Source organism: Methylobacterium sp. Leaf466 (assembly GCF_001425565.1).
Classification (GTDB): Bacteria; Pseudomonadota; Alphaproteobacteria; order Rhizobiales; family Beijerinckiaceae; genus Methylobacterium.
The window spans coordinates 244,514-262,083 of the sequence record NZ_LMRC01000032.1 but is presented as its reverse complement, the minus strand read 5'-3'; the positions used below and the strand labels follow the sequence as shown (position 1 = coordinate 262,083).

At 70.8% G+C, this 17,570-nt stretch carries 14 protein-coding genes; 11 read left to right on the top strand and 3 right to left on the bottom strand.

Annotation, left to right across the window (positions count from 1 at the left end; translation table 11 throughout):
• Window positions 1-1,277: flagellin (locus tag ASG59_RS21340; RefSeq protein ID WP_056409655.1), on the top strand; the 1,277-nt coding region annotated here is incomplete at its 5' end.
• Between the two features lie 84 nt (window positions 1,278-1,361).
• On the opposite strand, the gene ASG59_RS14940 is transcribed toward ASG59_RS21340, so the two are convergent.
• From ASG59_RS14940 to ASG59_RS14930, 3 genes are all read right to left on the bottom strand, one after another.
• Window positions 1,362-3,266: a KUP/HAK/KT family potassium transporter gene (locus tag ASG59_RS14940; RefSeq protein ID WP_244475722.1), complete on the bottom strand. Its 1,905-nt coding sequence runs from the start codon at window positions 3,264-3,266 to the stop codon at window positions 1,362-1,364.
• 306 nt (window positions 3,267-3,572) lie between these two features.
• Window positions 3,573-4,247 carry a dethiobiotin synthase gene (gene bioD, locus ASG59_RS14935; RefSeq protein ID WP_056409653.1) on the bottom strand — a complete coding sequence of 225 codons (675 nt, stop codon included), beginning with the start codon at window positions 4,245-4,247 and terminating at the stop codon, window positions 3,573-3,575.
• Window positions 4,244-5,017: a ferredoxin--NADP reductase gene (locus tag ASG59_RS14930; protein ID WP_055880961.1), complete on the bottom strand. Its 774-nt coding sequence runs from the start codon at window positions 5,015-5,017 to the stop codon at window positions 4,244-4,246. The genes bioD and ASG59_RS14930 overlap by 4 nt, the downstream gene beginning before the upstream one ends.
• A 470-nt stretch (window positions 5,018-5,487) precedes the next feature.
• Here ASG59_RS14930 and ASG59_RS14925 point away from each other — a divergent pair, with 470 nt between their 5' ends.
• From ASG59_RS14925 to hisS, 10 genes are all read left to right on the top strand, one after another.
• Window positions 5,488-6,198 (top strand): Tim44/TimA family putative adaptor protein, encoded by a 711-nt coding sequence (locus tag ASG59_RS14925; RefSeq protein WP_055880958.1) that lies wholly within the window; start codon window positions 5,488-5,490, stop codon window positions 6,196-6,198.
• A gap of 42 nt (window positions 6,199-6,240) precedes the next feature.
• The gene (locus tag ASG59_RS14920) at window positions 6,241-7,407 is read left to right on the top strand and encodes an MltA domain-containing protein (protein ID WP_056409722.1); all 1,167 of its coding nucleotides are present in this window, start codon (window positions 6,241-6,243) and stop codon (window positions 7,405-7,407) included.
• Window positions 7,404-8,084 carry a Smr/MutS family protein gene (locus ASG59_RS14915; protein WP_055880955.1) on the top strand — a complete coding sequence of 227 codons (681 nt, stop codon included), beginning with the start codon at window positions 7,404-7,406 and terminating at the stop codon, window positions 8,082-8,084. The genes ASG59_RS14920 and ASG59_RS14915 overlap by 4 nt, the downstream gene beginning before the upstream one ends.
• Before the next feature lie 241 nt (window positions 8,085-8,325).
• On the top strand, window positions 8,326-9,663 hold the full coding sequence (rho, locus tag ASG59_RS14910; protein ID WP_055880952.1) for a transcription termination factor Rho: 1,338 nt from the start codon (window positions 8,326-8,328) through the stop codon (window positions 9,661-9,663).
• A 228-nt stretch (window positions 9,664-9,891) separates the two neighbouring features.
• Window positions 9,892-11,196 carry a tRNA uridine-5-carboxymethylaminomethyl(34) synthesis GTPase MnmE gene (gene mnmE, locus ASG59_RS14905; RefSeq protein ID WP_056409651.1) on the top strand — a complete coding sequence of 435 codons (1,305 nt, stop codon included), beginning with the start codon at window positions 9,892-9,894 and terminating at the stop codon, window positions 11,194-11,196.
• A gap of 98 nt (window positions 11,197-11,294) precedes the next feature.
• Window positions 11,295-13,175 carry a tRNA uridine-5-carboxymethylaminomethyl(34) synthesis enzyme MnmG gene (gene mnmG, locus ASG59_RS14900; RefSeq protein ID WP_056409649.1) on the top strand — a complete coding sequence of 627 codons (1,881 nt, stop codon included), beginning with the start codon at window positions 11,295-11,297 and terminating at the stop codon, window positions 13,173-13,175.
• Complete coding sequence (gene rsmG / locus ASG59_RS14895) at window positions 13,175-13,810, top strand: 16S rRNA (guanine(527)-N(7))-methyltransferase RsmG (RefSeq protein WP_056280915.1); 636 nt, start codon at window positions 13,175-13,177, stop codon at window positions 13,808-13,810. The genes mnmG and rsmG overlap by 1 nt, the downstream gene beginning before the upstream one ends.
• On the top strand, window positions 13,807-14,649 hold the full coding sequence (locus tag ASG59_RS14890; protein ID WP_055880940.1) for a ParA family protein: 843 nt from the start codon (window positions 13,807-13,809) through the stop codon (window positions 14,647-14,649). Before rsmG ends, ASG59_RS14890 begins: the two co-directional genes overlap by 4 nt.
• A gap of 57 nt (window positions 14,650-14,706) precedes the next feature.
• A complete protein-coding gene (locus ASG59_RS14885) occupies window positions 14,707-15,597 on the top strand; it encodes a ParB/RepB/Spo0J family partition protein (RefSeq protein ID WP_056280917.1) in 891 nt (296 codons plus the stop codon).
• Between the two features lie 434 nt (window positions 15,598-16,031).
• Window positions 16,032-17,555 carry a histidine--tRNA ligase gene (gene hisS, locus ASG59_RS14880; protein ID WP_056280918.1) on the top strand — a complete coding sequence of 508 codons (1,524 nt, stop codon included), beginning with the start codon at window positions 16,032-16,034 and terminating at the stop codon, window positions 17,553-17,555.
• Window positions 17,556-17,570 lie beyond the last annotated feature (15 nt).

Genomic DNA, 17,570 nt, shown 5'->3' with positions numbered 1-17,570 from the left:
ACGGCACCATCAACTTCTCCGAGATCACCGTCGATGTGAACGCGATCAAGCTCTACGACACCAACTCGGCCAGCGTTCAGACCGCCGCCACCGCCGCCCGGGTCACCGCCGGCCAGGCCCTCGTCGGAAAAATCGACCTGAGCGGCGGCCAGGGCGTCCGCTTTTCCATCGCCCTCGACGGTGGGGCCGCCCAGGACATCGTCCTCGACCGGGCGAGCATGGCCGCCGCCGTCCCCGACCTCGCCGCCGTCGGGGCGCCGGACATCGTGCGCGGGATCAACAACCGGATCGCGGCCAACGCCGTGCTGCGGGGCCATGTCAGGGCCAGCCTCGACGATGACGGGCGCCTGACCTTCGAGACGACTGCGGCGGGCGGCGCCAGGAGCCTCGCGATCGACCGGGCCGGCGTCGGGACGCCTGGGCCCGGGGGCAACCTCCTCGCCAACGGCGGCTTCGAGAGCGACCTGGCGGATTGGACGCTCGGGGGCAACACGTCGCTCGTCTTCACGAACGGGACGGCGCACAGCGGCGCCAAGGGCCTCGCGATGGGGACGGTCGGTGGCAGCGCCGTCCTGAGCCGGACCCTCGCGACGGTGCCCGGGGAGACCTACGTCATCGATTTCTGGCTCCGCAACGCCGGCGGGACGCCCAACCAGTTCAAGGTCTCCTGGGACAGCACGGTACTCGCCTCGCACGTCGACGTGCCGGCCCAACCCTATACGCACTACCAGTTCACCGTGACGGCGAGCGCCACCACGTCAGCCCTGGCGTTCGAGGCGCGCCAGGACCCCAGCTACTGGTATCTCGACGACATCGCCGTGACGACGTCGGGCGCCGACATCACGCTGGGGTTCGGGACCGGGGCCGCGGATCACCGAACCGGCCGTGGGACCGATGCGGTCGCCGGGGCTCGCAAAGGCATCCTCGACTCCCTCTCGGGCGGCACCTCGATCGACACCATCGACATCGGCGCCCTGCGCGGCACGGCGGGCGATGCCGCACTGAAGGCCGCGATCGCGCAGGTCGAGCGGGCGCTGGCCGAGGTGACGGACGCCGGCGCGAAGCTCGGGGCCGGCAAGACCCGGATCGACGGGCAGAAGGCCTTCGTGGGCTCGCTCATGAAGGCCAACGAGCGCACCCTCGGCATCCTGGTCGATGCCGACATCGAGGAGGAATCGACGAGGCTGAAGGCGCTTCAGACCCAGCAGCAGCTGGGCGTGCAATCCCTCGGCATCGCCAATTCGGCCAGCAAGGCGTTGCTCGCCCTGTTCCGGTGAGCGGGCCGACGCTTCACCCGCCTCGGGATCCGGCGCCGTCAAGGGGGCGCACGACCGCTCGCGTGAGAGCGAAGTGGGCCGCCCTCAGATCTCGATTTCGGTGCCGACCTCCACCAGTTGCCGGGTCGGGATGCAGAACTGCGTACCGGTGCGCTCGGCGTTGCGCAGCAGGAACGCGAACACGTGCTCGCGCCAATGGGCCATGCCGCGGCGGTCGCTCTTGGGGATGATGGTCTCGTGGCCGATGAAGATCGTCAGGTCGTCGAGGAAGGCGGCGTCGAGGTGGCCGCTCTCCACGGCGCAGCGCAGCCCGTCGGGAATCGAGGCCTCCTCCATGAAGCCGTAGCGCAGGACGACGCGGACGATCTCCGGCGACAGTGCCGCGATCTCGGCCCGGCGGGAGCGCGGCACCACCGGCTCCTCCTCGTAGCGGGCGGTGACGATGAGGACGCGCGCATGCAGCGCGTGGCTGCGCTCGACGAAGCGCGAGAAGTGGAGCGGAATCCCGCTCGTGGCCGAGGACAGGAAGGCGGCGTTGCCGGGCAGGGCGATGGGCGGTGCGTGCCGCATGCGTTCGAGGAACGCGGGCTCGGGCTCGCGTAGAACCGTCCGGGCCTCCTCCACGAGGCCGTTGCCCTTGCGCCAGGTCAGCATCAGGAAGGCGACCGCGAAGGCCAGCGCCAGGGGAAACCAGCCGCCCTCGAACAGCTTGACGCCGTTGGCGGCCAGGAACACCGCGTCGATGGCGAGGAAGAAGCCGTTGACCGCCAGCACCGCCACCGGGTTGAAGCCCCAGCGCAGGGCGACGAGGGCGGCCAGCAGCGTGGTGATCGCCATCAACGCCGAGACCGCGATGCCGTAGGCGCCCGCCAGCGCGTCCGAGGATTCGAACACCACCACCGCCGTCAGGGTGGCCGCCGCCAGGAGCCAGTTCACCACCGGCACGTAGATCTGGCCGCGCTCCTCGCGGGCGGTGTGGATCACCCGCATCGGCGGCAGGAAGCCGAGCTGAATCGACTGCTGGGTGAGCGAGAACACGCCCGAGATGATCGACTGCGAGGCGATCACCGTGGACACGGTCGCCAGGGCGATGAGCGGGTAGTGCGCCCAGTCCGGCGCGAGGCGGTAGAACGGGTTGGCGATGGCGTCGGGCTCGGCGAGCAGCAGCCCGCCCTGGCCGACGTAGTTGATCGTCAGGGCCGGCAGCACGAAGCCGAACCACGCGATCCGGATCGGCCGGGCGCCGAAATGGCCGAGGTCGGCGTACATCGCCTCGCCGCCGGTGACCGCCAGGAAGGCGGCGCCCAGCATCAGGAAGCTCACCTTCCAGCCCGCGAGCAGGACGTAGTCGATGGCGGCCATCGGGTTGAGGGCGGAGAGAATCTGCGGCGACTGCAGGATGCCGCCGATGCCGAGCAGCGCCAGCACCGAGAACCACACCACCATGACGGGCCCGAAGATGCGGCCGATGAAGGCCACGCCCTTGCTCTGGACGAGGAACAGCCCGACCAGGATCGCCAGGGTGATCGGCACCACGAAGGGGCTCAGCCCCGGCGCGTCGACCTTGAGGCCCTCCACCGCGCTCAGCACCGAGATCGCCGGCGTGATGGCGCCGTCGCCGTAGAGGAGGGCGGCACCGACGAGGCCGGTGACGAGGATCAGCCCCTGCCAGGAGCCCGGCCTGGCATGGCGGGCGCCCAGCAGCGCCAGCATCGCGACGATGCCGCCCTCGCCGCGGTTGTCGGCGCGCAGGATCAGCACCGCGTACTTGAGGGAGACGATGAGGATCAGCGCCCAGACGATCAGCGAGACCGCGCCGACGACGGCCGCGGCCTGGGGCGGCGCCCCGCCGGAGGCCGCCCGCACCGCCTCCTTGAAGGCGTAGAGCGGGCTCGTGCCGATGTCGCCGTAGACGATGCCGAGGGTGGCGAGCAGCACGGCCGGACCCGCGAGCCGAGGCTTCGCGCCGGTGGAGGAGGAGTCGGTCACGGGCAGCGCTCCGGTCGTCGTCGATCCGTGCGGATACAACGCAGGATCGACGACGCCCGGCGAGCAAAATCTGCGCGGCGGAGGGCCGGAGTCACCGATTTTTCGAGCGGCGTCCCTTTCCCCTCGCAGGGAGGCGCTCGCGGTGGGGGTGGCCGGGCGACCCTCGGTCAGGGCCCCGCGGAACCAACCCCGGCCCCGCAAGGGGAAGGGGAAGAGGAAGAGGAAGCGAAGTGCGTTCCGTTCGCAGGCGACGACGCCACTCGTCGGGACATCCGAGCAGGGACGTGGGCCGCCTGGCTGTCGCCGTCACACCAGCGCCAGGAGCCCCGCCGGACATGCCGCACCGCGCGCCAGGGCCAGCACCGGCACGCCGCCGGCATGGCGGGCGATCGACCCGGCCACCGTCTCCACGGGGACCGGCGCCTCCTCGCTCTCGCAGACCACCGCGCAGGCGAGGCGCACGCCGCGCCCGCGCAGGGTCTCGATCGCCGTGAGGGCGTGGCTGATGGCGCCGAGGTAGGAGCCGGCGACGAGGACGGCCGGCAGGTCGAGGGCCGTCAGCCAGTCGAGGCCGGTGGCCTCGGGCGTGACCGGGCTCATCACCCCGCCGACCCCTTCGATCAGCACCGTGGTGCCGTCTGGTGCCTCGGCGATCCGGCCCCGGCACCAGGCGACGAGGTCGTCCAGCGCCAGGTGCCGGCCCTCGCGGGCGGCGGCGAGATCGGGGGCGAGGGGAGCCGCGAACCGCCAGGGCGAACAGGCCGCCACCGTCTCGGGCGTCACCGGCAACCCTTGCGCGGCCAGCAGGACGGCGGTGTCGCTCGACGCGAACGCCGGATCGTCGAGGGGCGCGACCCCGCTGGCGACGGGCTTGAGCGTGAGGACGCCGCGTCCCGCGTCCCGCAGGCCCCGCGTGAGGGCGGCGGTGAGGTAGGTCTTGCCGATCCCGGTGCCGGCACCGGCGACGAAGACGGCCGTCACTTCTCGACGAAGGCCTTCTCGATCACGTAGTGCCCGGCCTCGCCGTGGTTGCCCTCCTCGTAGCCGCCCTCGGTGAGGAGCGTCCGGGTGTCGCGGATCATGTCCGGCGAGCCGCAGAGCATGAAGCGGTCGGTCTCCACCGACATCGGCGGCAGGCCGATATCGGCGAACAGCTTGCCCGAGGTCATCAGGTCGGTGATGCGGCCGCGGTTGCGGAACGGCTCGCGGGTGACGGTGGGGTAGTAGATCAGCTGCGCCGCGATGGTCTCGCCGAGGAATTCGTGGTTGGGCAGCTCCTGCGTGATGGTCTCGCCATAGGCGAGCTCCTGCACCTGCCGGCAGCCGTGGACCAGCACGACCTTCTCGAAGCGGTCATAGGTCTCGGGGTCCTTGATGATCGACATGAAGGGGGCGAGCCCGGTGCCGGTGCCGAGGAGGTAGAGGTGCCGGCCGGGCATCAGGTTGTCGAGCACCAGGGTGCCGGTGGACTTCTTGCCGACGATGATCGGGTCGCCGACCTTGAGGTGCTGGAGCTTCGAGGTGAGCGGGCCGTTGGGCACCTTGATCGAGAAGAACTCCAGCTCCTCCTCGTAATTGGCCGAGACGACGCTGTAGGCGCGCAGGAGCGGGCGCCCCTCGACCTCGATGCCGATCATCACGAACTCCCCGTTGCGGAAGCGGAAGGCGGGATCGCGCGTGGTGCGGAAGGAGAACAGCGTGTCCGTCCAGTGACGGACACTCAGCACGCGCTCCTCGTTGAACTTGCTCATCGGCAGACCGGTCCCACACCCTATACTGTGTCGTGGCGTCTTTTCGCAGGTGCGAGGGGCACGTCAAGCCGGGCCTGCGTCGCATTCGGGCCAGGCATGTCCGGATCGGTCGCCGTTCCGGGCGGCGAGGGCATCGCCCCGTGCGCCCGCGTCGCTCCGGAGAGTGGACCGGACGGGCCGGCCATACCATATGCGTGGGAGCCCCGGTCGGGTCGCAGGGCCGGTTCCCGGGGATCGGGGCTGCGGCTCGATCCTTGCGCCCGCCTCGGCTAAGAGCCACAGACGACATCCCCCGCCGTGCTGCCGGCGTCGGTGGGACTTTCCTCGGACGAGGAGCGTTTCGTGAAGGGTCCGGCGCACGCGAGGGTGCGGACGTCGGGGTTCGATCATGGTGCCGGGATCCCGGGGCGGGATCTCGAACGGGCGCGACACGCGCGGGACAACAGCTGACGGCCACGAACGGATCGGTGATGCAGGATTCTCTCGACGCGACGACCCTGATCTTCCTCGCGCTTGCGGTGTTCGTGATCTGGCGCCTGCGCTCGGTGCTGGGCCAGAAGACGGGCACGGAACGCTCGCCGTTCAAGCCGGTGGATCGCAACCAGACGCCCGCCGCCCGCAAGGAGGGCGACAACGTCGTCCGCCTTCCGGGCGCCGACCGGGCGGCTCCCCCGGCCCAGGCGGCGGCCGCGCCGCGGGACTGGCGCGGCATCGCCGAGCCCGGTTCGGCGGTGGCCGGCGGCCTCGAGGCGGTGCTGCAGGTGGAGCCGGGCTTCGACCCGCGCGCCTTCCTCGACGGCGCCCGCAGCGCCTACGAGGCCATCGTGATCGCCTTCGCCAAGGGCGACCGCAAGACCCTGCGGATGCTGCTGTCGCGGGAGGTCTGCGAGGGTTTCGAACGGGAGATCACCGAGCGTGAGGCCCGTCGCCACGTCCTGGAGACCACCTTCGTCTCCCTCGACAAGGCAGAGATCGTCGCCGTCGAGGTGAACAACCGCGTCGCCCAGATCACCGTGCGCTTCCTGTCGCACCTGATCACCGCCACCCGCGATGCCGACGGCAAGGTCGTGGACGGCAGCGCCGAGGCGGTGGTCGAGGTTCCCGACGTGTGGACCTTCGCCCGGACGCTCGGCGGGCGCGACCCGAACTGGCAGCTCGTCGCCACGGAAGCGGGCGCCTGACCCTTCCCCGTGGCCGGACCGTCTCAGCCTCTCCTCGCCGGGATCGTCCTCTCCCTGGTCTCCTGCGCCCCCGCCGCCGCGCAGACGCGCGTCGGTGATGCCGTGCTCGAATCCGTGGCCGCATCGAGCCTGCCGGGCTTCCCCGGCACCGACGCGGCACCCGCCCTGGACCATTTCCGCCGCAGCTGCGCCGCCGACCCGGTGCCCGTCGCCGCCACGGTGCAGGGCGACCCCGAGGCCCTCGCCGCCGCCTGCCGCAGGGCGCAGGACGTGGTGCCCGAGGGCGCGGCCGCGTTCTTCGCCGAGGCCTTCGACGCCTACCGCATCCTGCGGGCCGACGGGCAGGGCGGGCAGCGCAAGGCCGGCTTCCTCACCGGCTACTTCGAGCCCGAACTGACGGGCTCGCTCACGCCCAGCGCCGACTTCCCGACCCCGGTGCTCGCCCGTCCCGACGACCTCGTCAGCCTCCAGCCCGGCGAGACCCTGCCGGGCCTCGACCCGGCCCTGCGCGCCGGACGCCGCGGAGCGGACGGCTTCGAGCCCTACCCCGACCGCGCCGCCATCGAGGACGGGGCGCTGGGCGGCCGCGCCCGGCCGCTCCTGTACCTGCGCGATGCCGTGGACCTCTTCGTGCTCCAGGTGCAGGGCTCGGGCCGGGTACGCCTGCCCGACGGCGGCGCCGTGCGGGTGCTCTACGACGGCCGCAACGGCCGGCCCTACACCTCCATCGGCAAGCGCATCGTCGCCGAGGGCCATCTGCCGCTCGAGGGGTTGACGCTCGCCCGCTGGACCGGCTGGCTGCGGGCCAACCCCGAGACGGCGCGCCGGCTGATGCGCGCCAACGCCTCCTACATCTTCTTCCGCCTGAGCCCGGTGGCCGACCCCGGCCTCGGCCCGCCCGGCGCGGCGGGCGTACCGCTGGTGCCGGGCCGCAGCCTGGCGGTGGACGCCACCCTGTGGCGCTACGGATTGCCGTTCTGGCTGGAAGGCCCGCTGCCGGGAGGAACCGCCCCCGGCCGCCTCGTGGTGGCGGCCGACACCGGCTCGGCCATCGTCGGACCGGCGCGGGGCGACCTCTACCTCGGCACCGGGGAGGCCGCGGGCGTCGCCGCCGGCAACCTGCGCGACGCCGTGGGCTTCGTGGTCTTCCTGCCCAAACCTTCGCCCAGACCCTCGTCCGACACCCCGCCGAAGTCCCCTCGGCCATGAGGCCGCCCCGCCGCCCCCGTCCCCTCACCGGCGAGGAGGCCAGCCTGTGGAACGCCGTCGCCCGGCTGATCACGCCGCTGCAGGGCAAGGCCGTGCAGGGCAAGCTGCTTCACGGCAAGATGGTCTCGGGCAAAATGGTCTCGGGCAAGGCGACCCCGGGCAAGACCGTCTCGGGAACAGCGCCTCGCGGCGAGGCCCCGCCGGCCGAGGCGCGGCCGGTGTCCCCGGTGAAGGTCGCGCCGCCCCCGCCCCAGCCGCGGCAGAAGCGCGTCGCGGTGAAGCCGACGCCCCCGCCCGCGGCGCCCGCGCCGGTGGCGAGGCCGATCCCGCCACCGGCCCCCGGCCTGGAGCGGCGCACCCGTCTCGCCCTGCGCCGGGGGGCGCTCCAGGTCGACGCCCGCATCGATCTGCACGGCCTGTACCAGGCCCAGGCCCACGGGGCGCTGGTGGGCTTCCTGATGCGGGCCCAGGCCTCCGGGCACACCCACATCCTCGTGGTCACCGGCAAGGGCGGTCCCTCCTACGACGACGCCTTTTCCGAGCGCGGCGTGCTGCGCCGCTCCGTTCCCCACTGGCTGCGGGCACCGGAGTTGCGCGGCGTCGTCCTCGGCTTCGAGGAGGCCGCCCGCCACCACGGCGGGGCAGGGGCCTTGTACGTCCGGCTGAAACGACGCTGACGGGGACTTGAGCGGCAGCTCGAATCGCGGTACGCACAGCTCCCTCCTGTCTATGCCGAGATGTATCCCGCGAGCCCCAGAGGCCACCGCAGGCGATGCGCGGACCCAGAGTGGTCCGATGAACCGCGCCGAACCGGCGCTCGGCACCTCCCCGAACCATCCTTCTTCCGTGTTGCGCGTAGCCTCTGTCGGTCGTCCCCTCCCAGTCGGGTTTTCCCGTCCCAATCGGCTCTCGATTCCCATGACCTCACACACCGATGCCCTCATTCCCGCGGAACCGCAGGCCGAGGGCGCCGTCATCGCCCTCGACGCCCATCGCGAGGTCAAGCTCCAGGACCTCAAGTCCAAGACGCCCACCGACCTGATCGCCTTCGCCGAGGAGGTCGAGGTCGAGAACGCCTCCACCATGCGCAAGCAGGAGCTGATGTTCTCGATCCTGAAGCAGCTGGCGGCCAAGGAGGTCGAGATCATCGGCGCCGGCACCGTCGAGGTGCTGCAGGACGGGTTCGGCTTCCTGCGCTCGTCGGAGTCGAACTACCTGCCGGGGCCGGACGACATCTACATCTCGCCGACCCAGATCCGCCGCTTCGGCCTACGCACCGGCGACACCGTCGAGGGCCCGATCCGCGGCCCCAAGGACGGCGAGCGCTATTTCGCGCTGCTCAAGGTGAACACGATCAACTTCGAGAACCCGGAGAAGATCAAGCACAAGGTCCACTTCGACAACCTGACGCCGCTGTTCCCGACCCAGCGCTTCAAGCTCGAACTGGACGCTCCGCCCAAGAAGGATTTCAGTCCTCGGATCATCGACATCGTCGCTCCCATCGGCAAGGGCCAGCGTGCCCTGATCGTGGCGCCGCCGCGTACCGGCAAGACCGTGCTGATGCAGAACATCGCGCAGTCGATCACCATCAATCACCCGGAGTGCTACCTCATCGTGCTGCTCATCGACGAGCGCCCGGAGGAGGTCACCGACATGATCCGCTCGGTGAAGGGCGAGGTCATCGCCTCCACCTTCGACGAGCCGGCCACCCGCCACGTCCAGGTCGCCGAGATGGTGATCGAGAAGGCCAAGCGCCTCGTCGAGCACGGCCGCGACGTGGTCATCCTGCTCGATTCGATCACCCGTCTCGGCCGCGCCTACAACACCGTCGTGCCGTCGTCGGGCAAGGTGCTCACCGGCGGCGTCGACGCCAACGCGCTGCAGCGCCCCAAGCGCTTCTTCGGTGCGGCCCGCAACATCGAGGAGGGCGGTTCGCTCTCGATCATCGCCACCGCGCTCATCGACACCGGCTCGCGCATGGACGAGGTGATCTTCGAGGAGTTCAAGGGCACCGGCAACTCGGAGATCATCCTGGACCGCAAGGTCTCGGACAAGCGCATCTTCCCGGCCATCGACATCACCCGCTCGGGCACCCGCAAGGAAGAGCTGCTGGTGGCGCCCGATTCCCTCAAGAAGACCTACGTGCTGCGCCGAATCCTCAACCCGATGGGCGTCACCGACGCCATCGAGTTCCTCATGGACAAGCTGCGCCAGACCAAGAGCAACAACGACTTCTTCGATTCGATGAACACGTAAGATGGACTAAATCCCTGGCGAAATTGAACGATTTCGCAGGGAAAATAGATCGTTAGCCGGTCGAAGGAGCTCTCCCTCCCATCCGGGGAGGATTAGGGGGTGGGGGTGGTTCGGCCGGCCTGCGCGACAGGGTCGCCTAGCCGCGCCGCCTCCGACGCCTCCCCGCAAGGGGGCAATCGGGGCAGGAGACGAAGCCTGACGGTTCATCCCTCCGACCGAAGCCGCGCCATGGCCGACGCCACCATCTTCGCCCCCGCCAGCGGCTATGGCCGCGCCGCCGTCTGCGTCGTCCGCATCAGCGGCCCTGAAAGCGCGGCCATCCTCGTCGGGTTGATCGGCGACCTGCCGCCCCCTCGCCGCCTGTCCCTGCGCACGCTGCGCGATGCCGCCGGCGATGTCCTCGACCGGGCCATGGTGTGCTGGATGCCGGGGTCGGCGACCTTCACCGGCGAGGACATGGCCGAGCTCCACCTCCACGGCGGTCTGGCGGTGCGCGCCGGCGTGCTGGCGGCCCTGGCCGCCATTCCGGGCTGTCGGCCGGCCGAGCCCGGCGCCTTCACCCGCCGCGCCGTCTACAACGGCCGCATGGATCTGACCGAGGCCGAGGCCGCCGCCGACCTGATCGAGGCGGAGACGGACGGTCAGCGCCGCCAGGCCCTGCGGCAGCTCGATGGCGCCCTCGGCCGCCAGGTCGCGGACTGGCGTGCCCGGACGATCGACCTGCTCGCCTCGACGGAGGCCGCCCTCGACTTCTCTGACGAGGGCGATGTCGACGACGTTGGGCTCGATGCCGCCCTGTTCGGGCAGGCGAGGGCGGTCCGCGATGCGATCCACCGAGCCTTGGCGGATGGACGCCGCGGCGAGCGCCTGCGCGAGGGTTTCGTCGTGGTGCTGGCCGGAGCCCCGAACGCCGGCAAGTCGACCCTGCTCAACGCGCTGGCCCGGCGCGACGTCGCCATCGTGTCGGAGGTGCCAGGCACCACCCGCGATGCCATCGAGGTCCGCTGCGACCTCGGCGGCCTGCCGGTGCTGCTCGTGGACACCGCCGGCCTGCGGGAGACCGCCGACGCCGTCGAAGCCGAAGGCATCCGGCGTACCCGAGGCCGGATCGAGACAGCGGACCTCGTCGTGTTTCTCGCCGCCGCCGACGACGATGCCGCCGGCTTCGAGCCCGCGCCTCCGGCCGCGCTGCGCGTGTGGACGAAAGGCGATCTCGGGATCGGCGATCGGACCGGCCTCGCGGTTTCGGCCCGGACGGGGGAGGGGGTCTCGGACCTGCTCGATGCCATCCAGCAGCGGGCCACGGCGGCGCTGCTCGGCGGTGAGACGCTGATCACCCGCGAGCGCCACCGCGAGGCCCTCACCCGCTGCCGCGATCACCTCGACAGGCTTTTGGCGGCGGCCGCGCTACCGCCGGAACTCGTCGCCGAGGATCTGCGTCTGGCGGTCAAGGCGCTTGGCGAAGTCGGTGGTCATGTCGGCGTCGAAGACATCCTCGACCGCCTATTTGCCGGCTTCTGCATCGGGAAGTAAGATGCATCGGGAAGTGAGGCCGCTTCGCATGGCCGATGTTTCACGTGAAACATCGGCCGTCTGTTGACGCCATCGCGCCCGGCCGCGTACTCACCGGCATGTCCCTGAACTGTTCCGATTCCGCCGATGTCATTGTCGTGGGCGGTGGCCATGCCGGCACCGAGGCCGCCGCAGCGGCCGCGCGCACCGGTGCCCGTACGATCCTCGTCACGCATCGAGCCGCCACCATCGGCGCGATGTCGTGCAACCCGGCCATCGGCGGGCTCGGTAAGGGCCACCTCGTGCGCGAGGTCGATGCCCTCGACGGTCTGATGGGCCGGGTCGCGGATGCGTCGGGCATCCAGTTTCGTCTCCTCAACCGGCGCAAGGGACCGGCCGTGCGCGGGCCGCGCACCCAGGCCGACCGCAAGCTCTACGCGGCGGCGATGCAACGGGCCATCGCCGAGACCGCCGATCTCACGGTGACGGAGGCCGAGGTCGCCGACCTGACGGTCGAGGCGGGGAGGGTGGTGGGCGTCGTCCTGGCGGATGGCCGCACCCTCGCCTGCGCCGCCGTCGTCATCACCACCGGCACCTTCCTGCGCGGGCTGATCCACATCGGCGAGGTCCAGATTCCCGCCGGACGGGCCGGCGAGGCGCCGGCGCTAGGTCTCGCCGGCACCCTGGAGCGCCATGGGTTCCGTCTGGGCCGGCTCAAGACCGGGACGCCGCCACGCCTCGACGGCCGCACCATCGATTGGGCCGGCCTGGAGATGCAGGCCGCCGACGCGGACCCCGTGCCGTTCTCCACTCTCACTGAGCGGATCACGGTGCCGCAGATCGCCTGCGGCATCACCCGCACCACCCAGGCGGTCCATGACCTCATCCGCGCCAACCTGCACCGCTCGCCGATGTATTCGGGCGGGATCGCCAGTCGCGGCCCGCGCTATTGCCCCTCCATCGAGGACAAGGTGGTGCGCTTCGGCGACCGCGAGGGCCACCAGATCTTTCTGGAACCCGAGGGGCTCGACGATCCCACCGTCTATCCCAACGGCATCTCCACGGCCCTGCCCGAAGAGGTCCAGCACGCCCTCATCCGGCTGATCCCGGGGCTGGAACGGGCGGACATCCTGCGGCCCGGCTACGCCATCGAGTACGATTACGTCGACCCGCGCGAACTCGACACCTCCCTGCAAACGCGGCGCCTGCCCGGCCTGTTCCTGGCCGGGCAGATCAACGGCACCACCGGCTACGAGGAGGCGGCCGGGCAGGGGCTGGTGGCCGGCCTCAACGCGGCGCGCCTGGCCGGCGGATCGACCCCGGCGGTGTTCGACCGGGCCGAATCCTACCTCGGCGTGATGATCGACGACCTCGTCACCCATGGGGTGAGCGAACCCTACCGCATGTTCACCTCGCGCTCGGAGTACCGGCTGTCCCTCCGGGTCGACAACGCCGACGAACGGCTGACCCCGCGCGGCCTCGCGTTCGGCTGCGTCGGCAACGAGCGGGCCGTGCATTTCGCCCGAAGCCAGGCCACGCTGGAGGCGGCCCGCACCCTGCTCGACACCTGCGCGTTGACGCCGTCGCAGGCCCGGGCCCACGGCATCACCCTCAACCAGGACGGCATCCGCCGCAGCGCCTTCCAGCTCCTGTCGCATCCCGACATCGACTGGTCGCGGCTTGTCGCGGTCTGGCCCGACCTCGCGAGCGTGCCGCCGCGCATCGTCGACCGGTTGTGCACCGACGCGACCTACGCGGTCTACCTCGACCGGCAGCGCGCCGACATCGCCGCGTTCCGGCGCGACGAGCAGGTGAGCCTGCCGGCCCGGCTCGACTATGCCGCCATCCCCGGCCTCTCCAACGAGATGCGGGTGAAGCTCGAAGCGGTGCGGCCGGGCACCCTTGGGCAGGCGGCCCGCATCGAGGGGGTGACGCCGGCCGCCCTGACCCTGCTCGCCGCCCACGCCCGGCGCTCCGTCCCAGCCATGGCCGGCGCCTGATGGCCCCGTCCGACCGCGACCGGGTCGTCGCACAGGCCGGTGTTTCACGTGAAACAGCGGCCGCCCTGGACCTTTACGTGGCGCAGCTGCGGCGCTGGCAGGGCGTGAAGAACCTCGTCGGCCCGGCCACCCTCACCGAGGTCTGGACGCGACACGTGGCAGACTCGCTGCAACTGCTCGCCATCGCGCCCGAAGCGAAGACCTGGCTCGACCTCGGCTCCGGGGCCGGCATCCCGGGCCTGCTGCTGGCCATCGCCGGGCGCGAGCGTGACGGGTTCCGGGTCGATCTCGTCGAGAGCAACGCCCGCAAGTGCGCCTTCCTGCAGGAGACCGCACGCCTCACCAAAGCCCCGGCCCGCGTCCACGCCGCGCGGATCGAGGCCATCATCGCGGACCATGCCGGCGTGGCGGTGGTCTGCGCCCGCGCGCTGGCTCCGCTGCGCCAGCTGCTCGCCTGGACCGAGCCCCTGTTGACAACCGGCACCACCGGCCTGTTTCCGAAGGGTCGTGACGTCGATGCGGAATTGACCGAGGCCGCGCAAGAGTGGAGATTCGTTTACGATCTTGTGCCGAGCCGAACCGAGTCGGACGCGCGCATCGTGCGCGTCACCGCCCTCTCCCGCGTGGATCCATGACGAATTCCTCGACTCTCCCGTCCGGCACCTCGTCGGAGCGCCCCTTGCGCATCCTCGCCCTCGCCAACCAGAAGGGTGGCGTCGGCAAGACCACGACGGCGATCAACCTCGGCACGGCCCTGGCCGCCATCGGCGAGCGCGTGCTGGTGATCGACCTCGACCCGCAGGGCAACGCCTCCACCGGGCTCGGGATCGACCGGCGCTCGCGCAAGGTCTCGACCTACCATGTGCTCGCCGGGGAGGCCTCGCTGGCCGATGCGGTGGTGGCGACCGCCGTGCCGCGCCTGCTGGTGGCGCCCTCGACGATGGACCTGCTCGGCCTCGAGATGGAGATGGCCAGCGCACCGGACCGGGCGCACCGCCTGCGCCAGGTGCTCAAGAGCGTCGGCGAGCCCGGCGCCACCGAGGGCGTCACCTACGTCCTGATCGACTGCCCGCCCTCCCTCAACCTGCTCACCATCAACGCCCTGGCCGCCTCGGATGCGGTGCTGGTGCCGCTGCAATGCGAGTTCTTCGCGCTCGAAGGGCTCAGCCAGCTGTTGCGGACCGTCGAGCAGGTGCGCGGCGCCCTCAACCCGCGCCTGACCATCCAGGGCATCGTGCTCACGATGTTCGACCCGCGCAACAACCTCTCGGCGCAGGTGGTGGCCGACGTGCGCAGCTTCATGGGCGACAAGGTCTACGAGACCATGATCCCCCGCAACGTGCGCGTCTCCGAGGCGCCCTCCCACGGCAAGCCGGTGCTGCTCTACGACCTGAAATGCGCCGGCAGCCAGGCCTACCTCCGCCTCGCCTCGGAGATCATCCAGCGTGAGGGCCGGCTCCCGCAGGCGGCCTGACGACCATCGGTTAAGTGTTTGACAATGTTGCGTAAAGAGGAGCGGAAGCGGGTGGCGATGGCGGATGACGTAGTGCGGCCCCGGCTCGGTCGCGGCCTCGCGGCCCTGATCGGCGATTTCGGCGGCGACGAAGGCGGCAAGTCCCACGAGCAGCGCAAGGTCGCGGTGGAGTTCCTGCGCCCCAATCCGCGCAATCCGCGCCGGCGCTTCAACGACCCCGAGCTCGACGAACTCGCGACCTCGATTAAGCTGCGTGGCATCATCCAGCCGATCGTGGTACGGGCGCTGGCGGGCGTGCCGGACACCTATGAGATCGTGGCCGGGGAACGCCGCTGGCGGGCGGCCCAGCGCGCCGGGCTGAACGAAGTCCCCGTCGTCACGGTGGAGATCGACGACCGCACCTCCCTCGAATACGCGATCCTCGAGAACGTCCAGCGCGCCGACCTCAACGCCATCGAGGAGGCCGCCGGCTACGAGCGGCTGATGAGCGAGTTCCGCTACAGCCAGACCGAACTCGCCGAGATCCTCGGCAAGAGCCGCAGCCACCTCGCCAACACCCTGCGCCTGCTCCAGCTCTCGGCGGCGATCCAGGAGCGGGTGGTGGCCGGCGAGATCACCGCCGGCCATGCCCGCGCGCTGCTCTCGGTCAAGGACCCGGAGGCGGTGGCCCGCCGAATCGTGGCCGAAGGCCTGTCGGTGCGCGACGTCGAGGCCCTGGCCGCCTCCGAGACTCAGGAGGGCGACACTGTCCGTCCGGGTCGCCCGCGTAAGGCGCCGGAGGCCGAATCGGCCCACCGTTCGCTGGAGGTGGCGATGGCCCGGGCCCTCGGGGTGCGCGTCTCCCTCAAGCCCAAGGGCACCGGCACCGGCGAGATCCGGATCCGCTACGAGTCGGAGGCCGAGCTCGACGACCTGTGCCGGCGGTTCAAGATCTCGGCGGAGGGCTGAGGCGGTCCCACCTACGGTGGGCGATCGCATTCTTCCTTCACGGGGCAGACGGTTCGAGACTGCGCGCGTCCTTCCCCCTCCGCGGGGGAGGGTGGCCCGCGAAGCGGGTCGGGCGAGGGGAGCGACATGTCCGGCGAAGTCGCTTCCCTCTCCCGCAGAGGGAGAGAGACGACGGGGCGGCGCTTGCCCGCCCAATCGGCGCGCGATAGAGCCGAACACGTCTTTCGACCTGTCGGACTCCGCGTGATCCGAACCGGTCCCTCATCCTGAGGTGCCCGCGGCGGCGGGCCTCGAAGGAGACTTCCAGTGCGCTGCGTGGTCCCTGAAGCCCTCCTTAGAGGCCGCTTCGCGGCACCTCAGGATGAGGGGTGCGGGCTGGGCTGATCGACCACCGTTCCGATGCCTTTCACCCCTCTACAGATGAAGCGACACCCATGGCCCAGGCCGATTCCAAGAAGGTCGACATCCTGAAGCCCCGTCTGCCGCGGGGCCTCGTCGACCGCCGGGCCGACGAGATCGCCGCGCAGGGGCGGATGCTGGAGACGATCCGGGCGAGCTTCGAGCTCTACGGCTTCGAGGCGCTGGAGACCCCGTTCATCGAGTACACCGAGGCACTGGGCAAGTTCCTGCCCGACCTCGACCGCCCCAACGAGGGCGTTTTTTCGTTCCAGGACGACGACGAGTCTTGGCTGTCGCTCCGCTACGACCTCACCGCGCCGCTGGCCCGGCACGTGGCCGAGAACTTCGACGCGCTCCCCAAACCCTATCGGAGCTTTCGCAACGGTTACGTGTTTCGCAACGAGAAGCCGGGGCCGGGGCGCTTCCGCCAGTTCATGCAGTTCGACGCCGACATCGTCGGCGCCGGGTCGGTGGCGGCCGACGCCGAGATCTGCATGCTCATGGCCGACACGCTCGACAGGCTCGGGCTCGCCGGCCGTTACGTGGTCAAGGTCAACAACCGCAAGGTGCTCGACGGCGTGATGGAGGCCATCGGGCTCGCCGGCCCCGACAAGGCCGGCCAGCGCCTCACGGTGCTGCGGGCGATCGACAAGCTCGACCGGCTGGGTGCGGACGGCGTGCGCCAGTTACTGGGGCCGGGCCGCAAGGACGAGAGCGGGGATTTCACGAAGGGCGCGGGGCTCGACGAGGCCGGCATCGCCCGGATCCTCGCCTACGTGTCGTTCGAGGCGGCCCCCCATGTCGGCGGCGATCGCATCGCCTTCTGGGACCAGTTCTTCGGGTCGTGGAAGGACGTCGTGGGGACATCGGAGACGGGCCACGAGGGCATCGCCGAACTGCACGCGATGATGCGTCTGTGCGAGGCCGGCGGCTACGGCTCCGATCGCATTCGGGCCGACCCCTCCGTCGTGCGCGGCCTCGAATACTACACCGGCCCGGTCTACGAAGCCGAACTGACCTTCCCCGTCACCAACGAGGCCGGCGAGACCGTGCGCTTCGGCTCGGTGGCGGGCGGCGGGCGCTACGACGGGCTCGTCGGGCGGTTCCGGTCCGAGCCGGTGCCGGCCACCGGCTTCTCCATCGGCGTCTCGCGGCTGTTCTCGGCGTTGCAACTCACCGGGAGCCCGCTGCTGCAGGGCCGGCCCAAGCCCGGTCCGGTGGTGGTCCTCGTGCTGGATCGCGAAAACATCGCCGACTACCAGCGCCTCGTCGCGCGGCTGCGGGGGGACGGCATCCGCGCCGAGCTCTACCTCGGCAGCTCCGGCATGAAGGCGCAGATGAAATACGCCGACCGGCGCGGCAGCCCCTGCGCCATCATCCAGGGCTCGAACGAGCGCGAGGCCGGCGAGGTCCAGATCAAGGATCTGATCGAGGGCGCCAAGGCGGCGCAGGACATCGCCAGCAACGCCGAATGGAAGGCCGCCCGGCCGGCCCAGTTCTCGGTGAAGGAAGACGAGATGGTGGCCCGGGTGAAGGAGGTCCTGGCCCGGCATTTTTGAGACCGACCCCGGCCC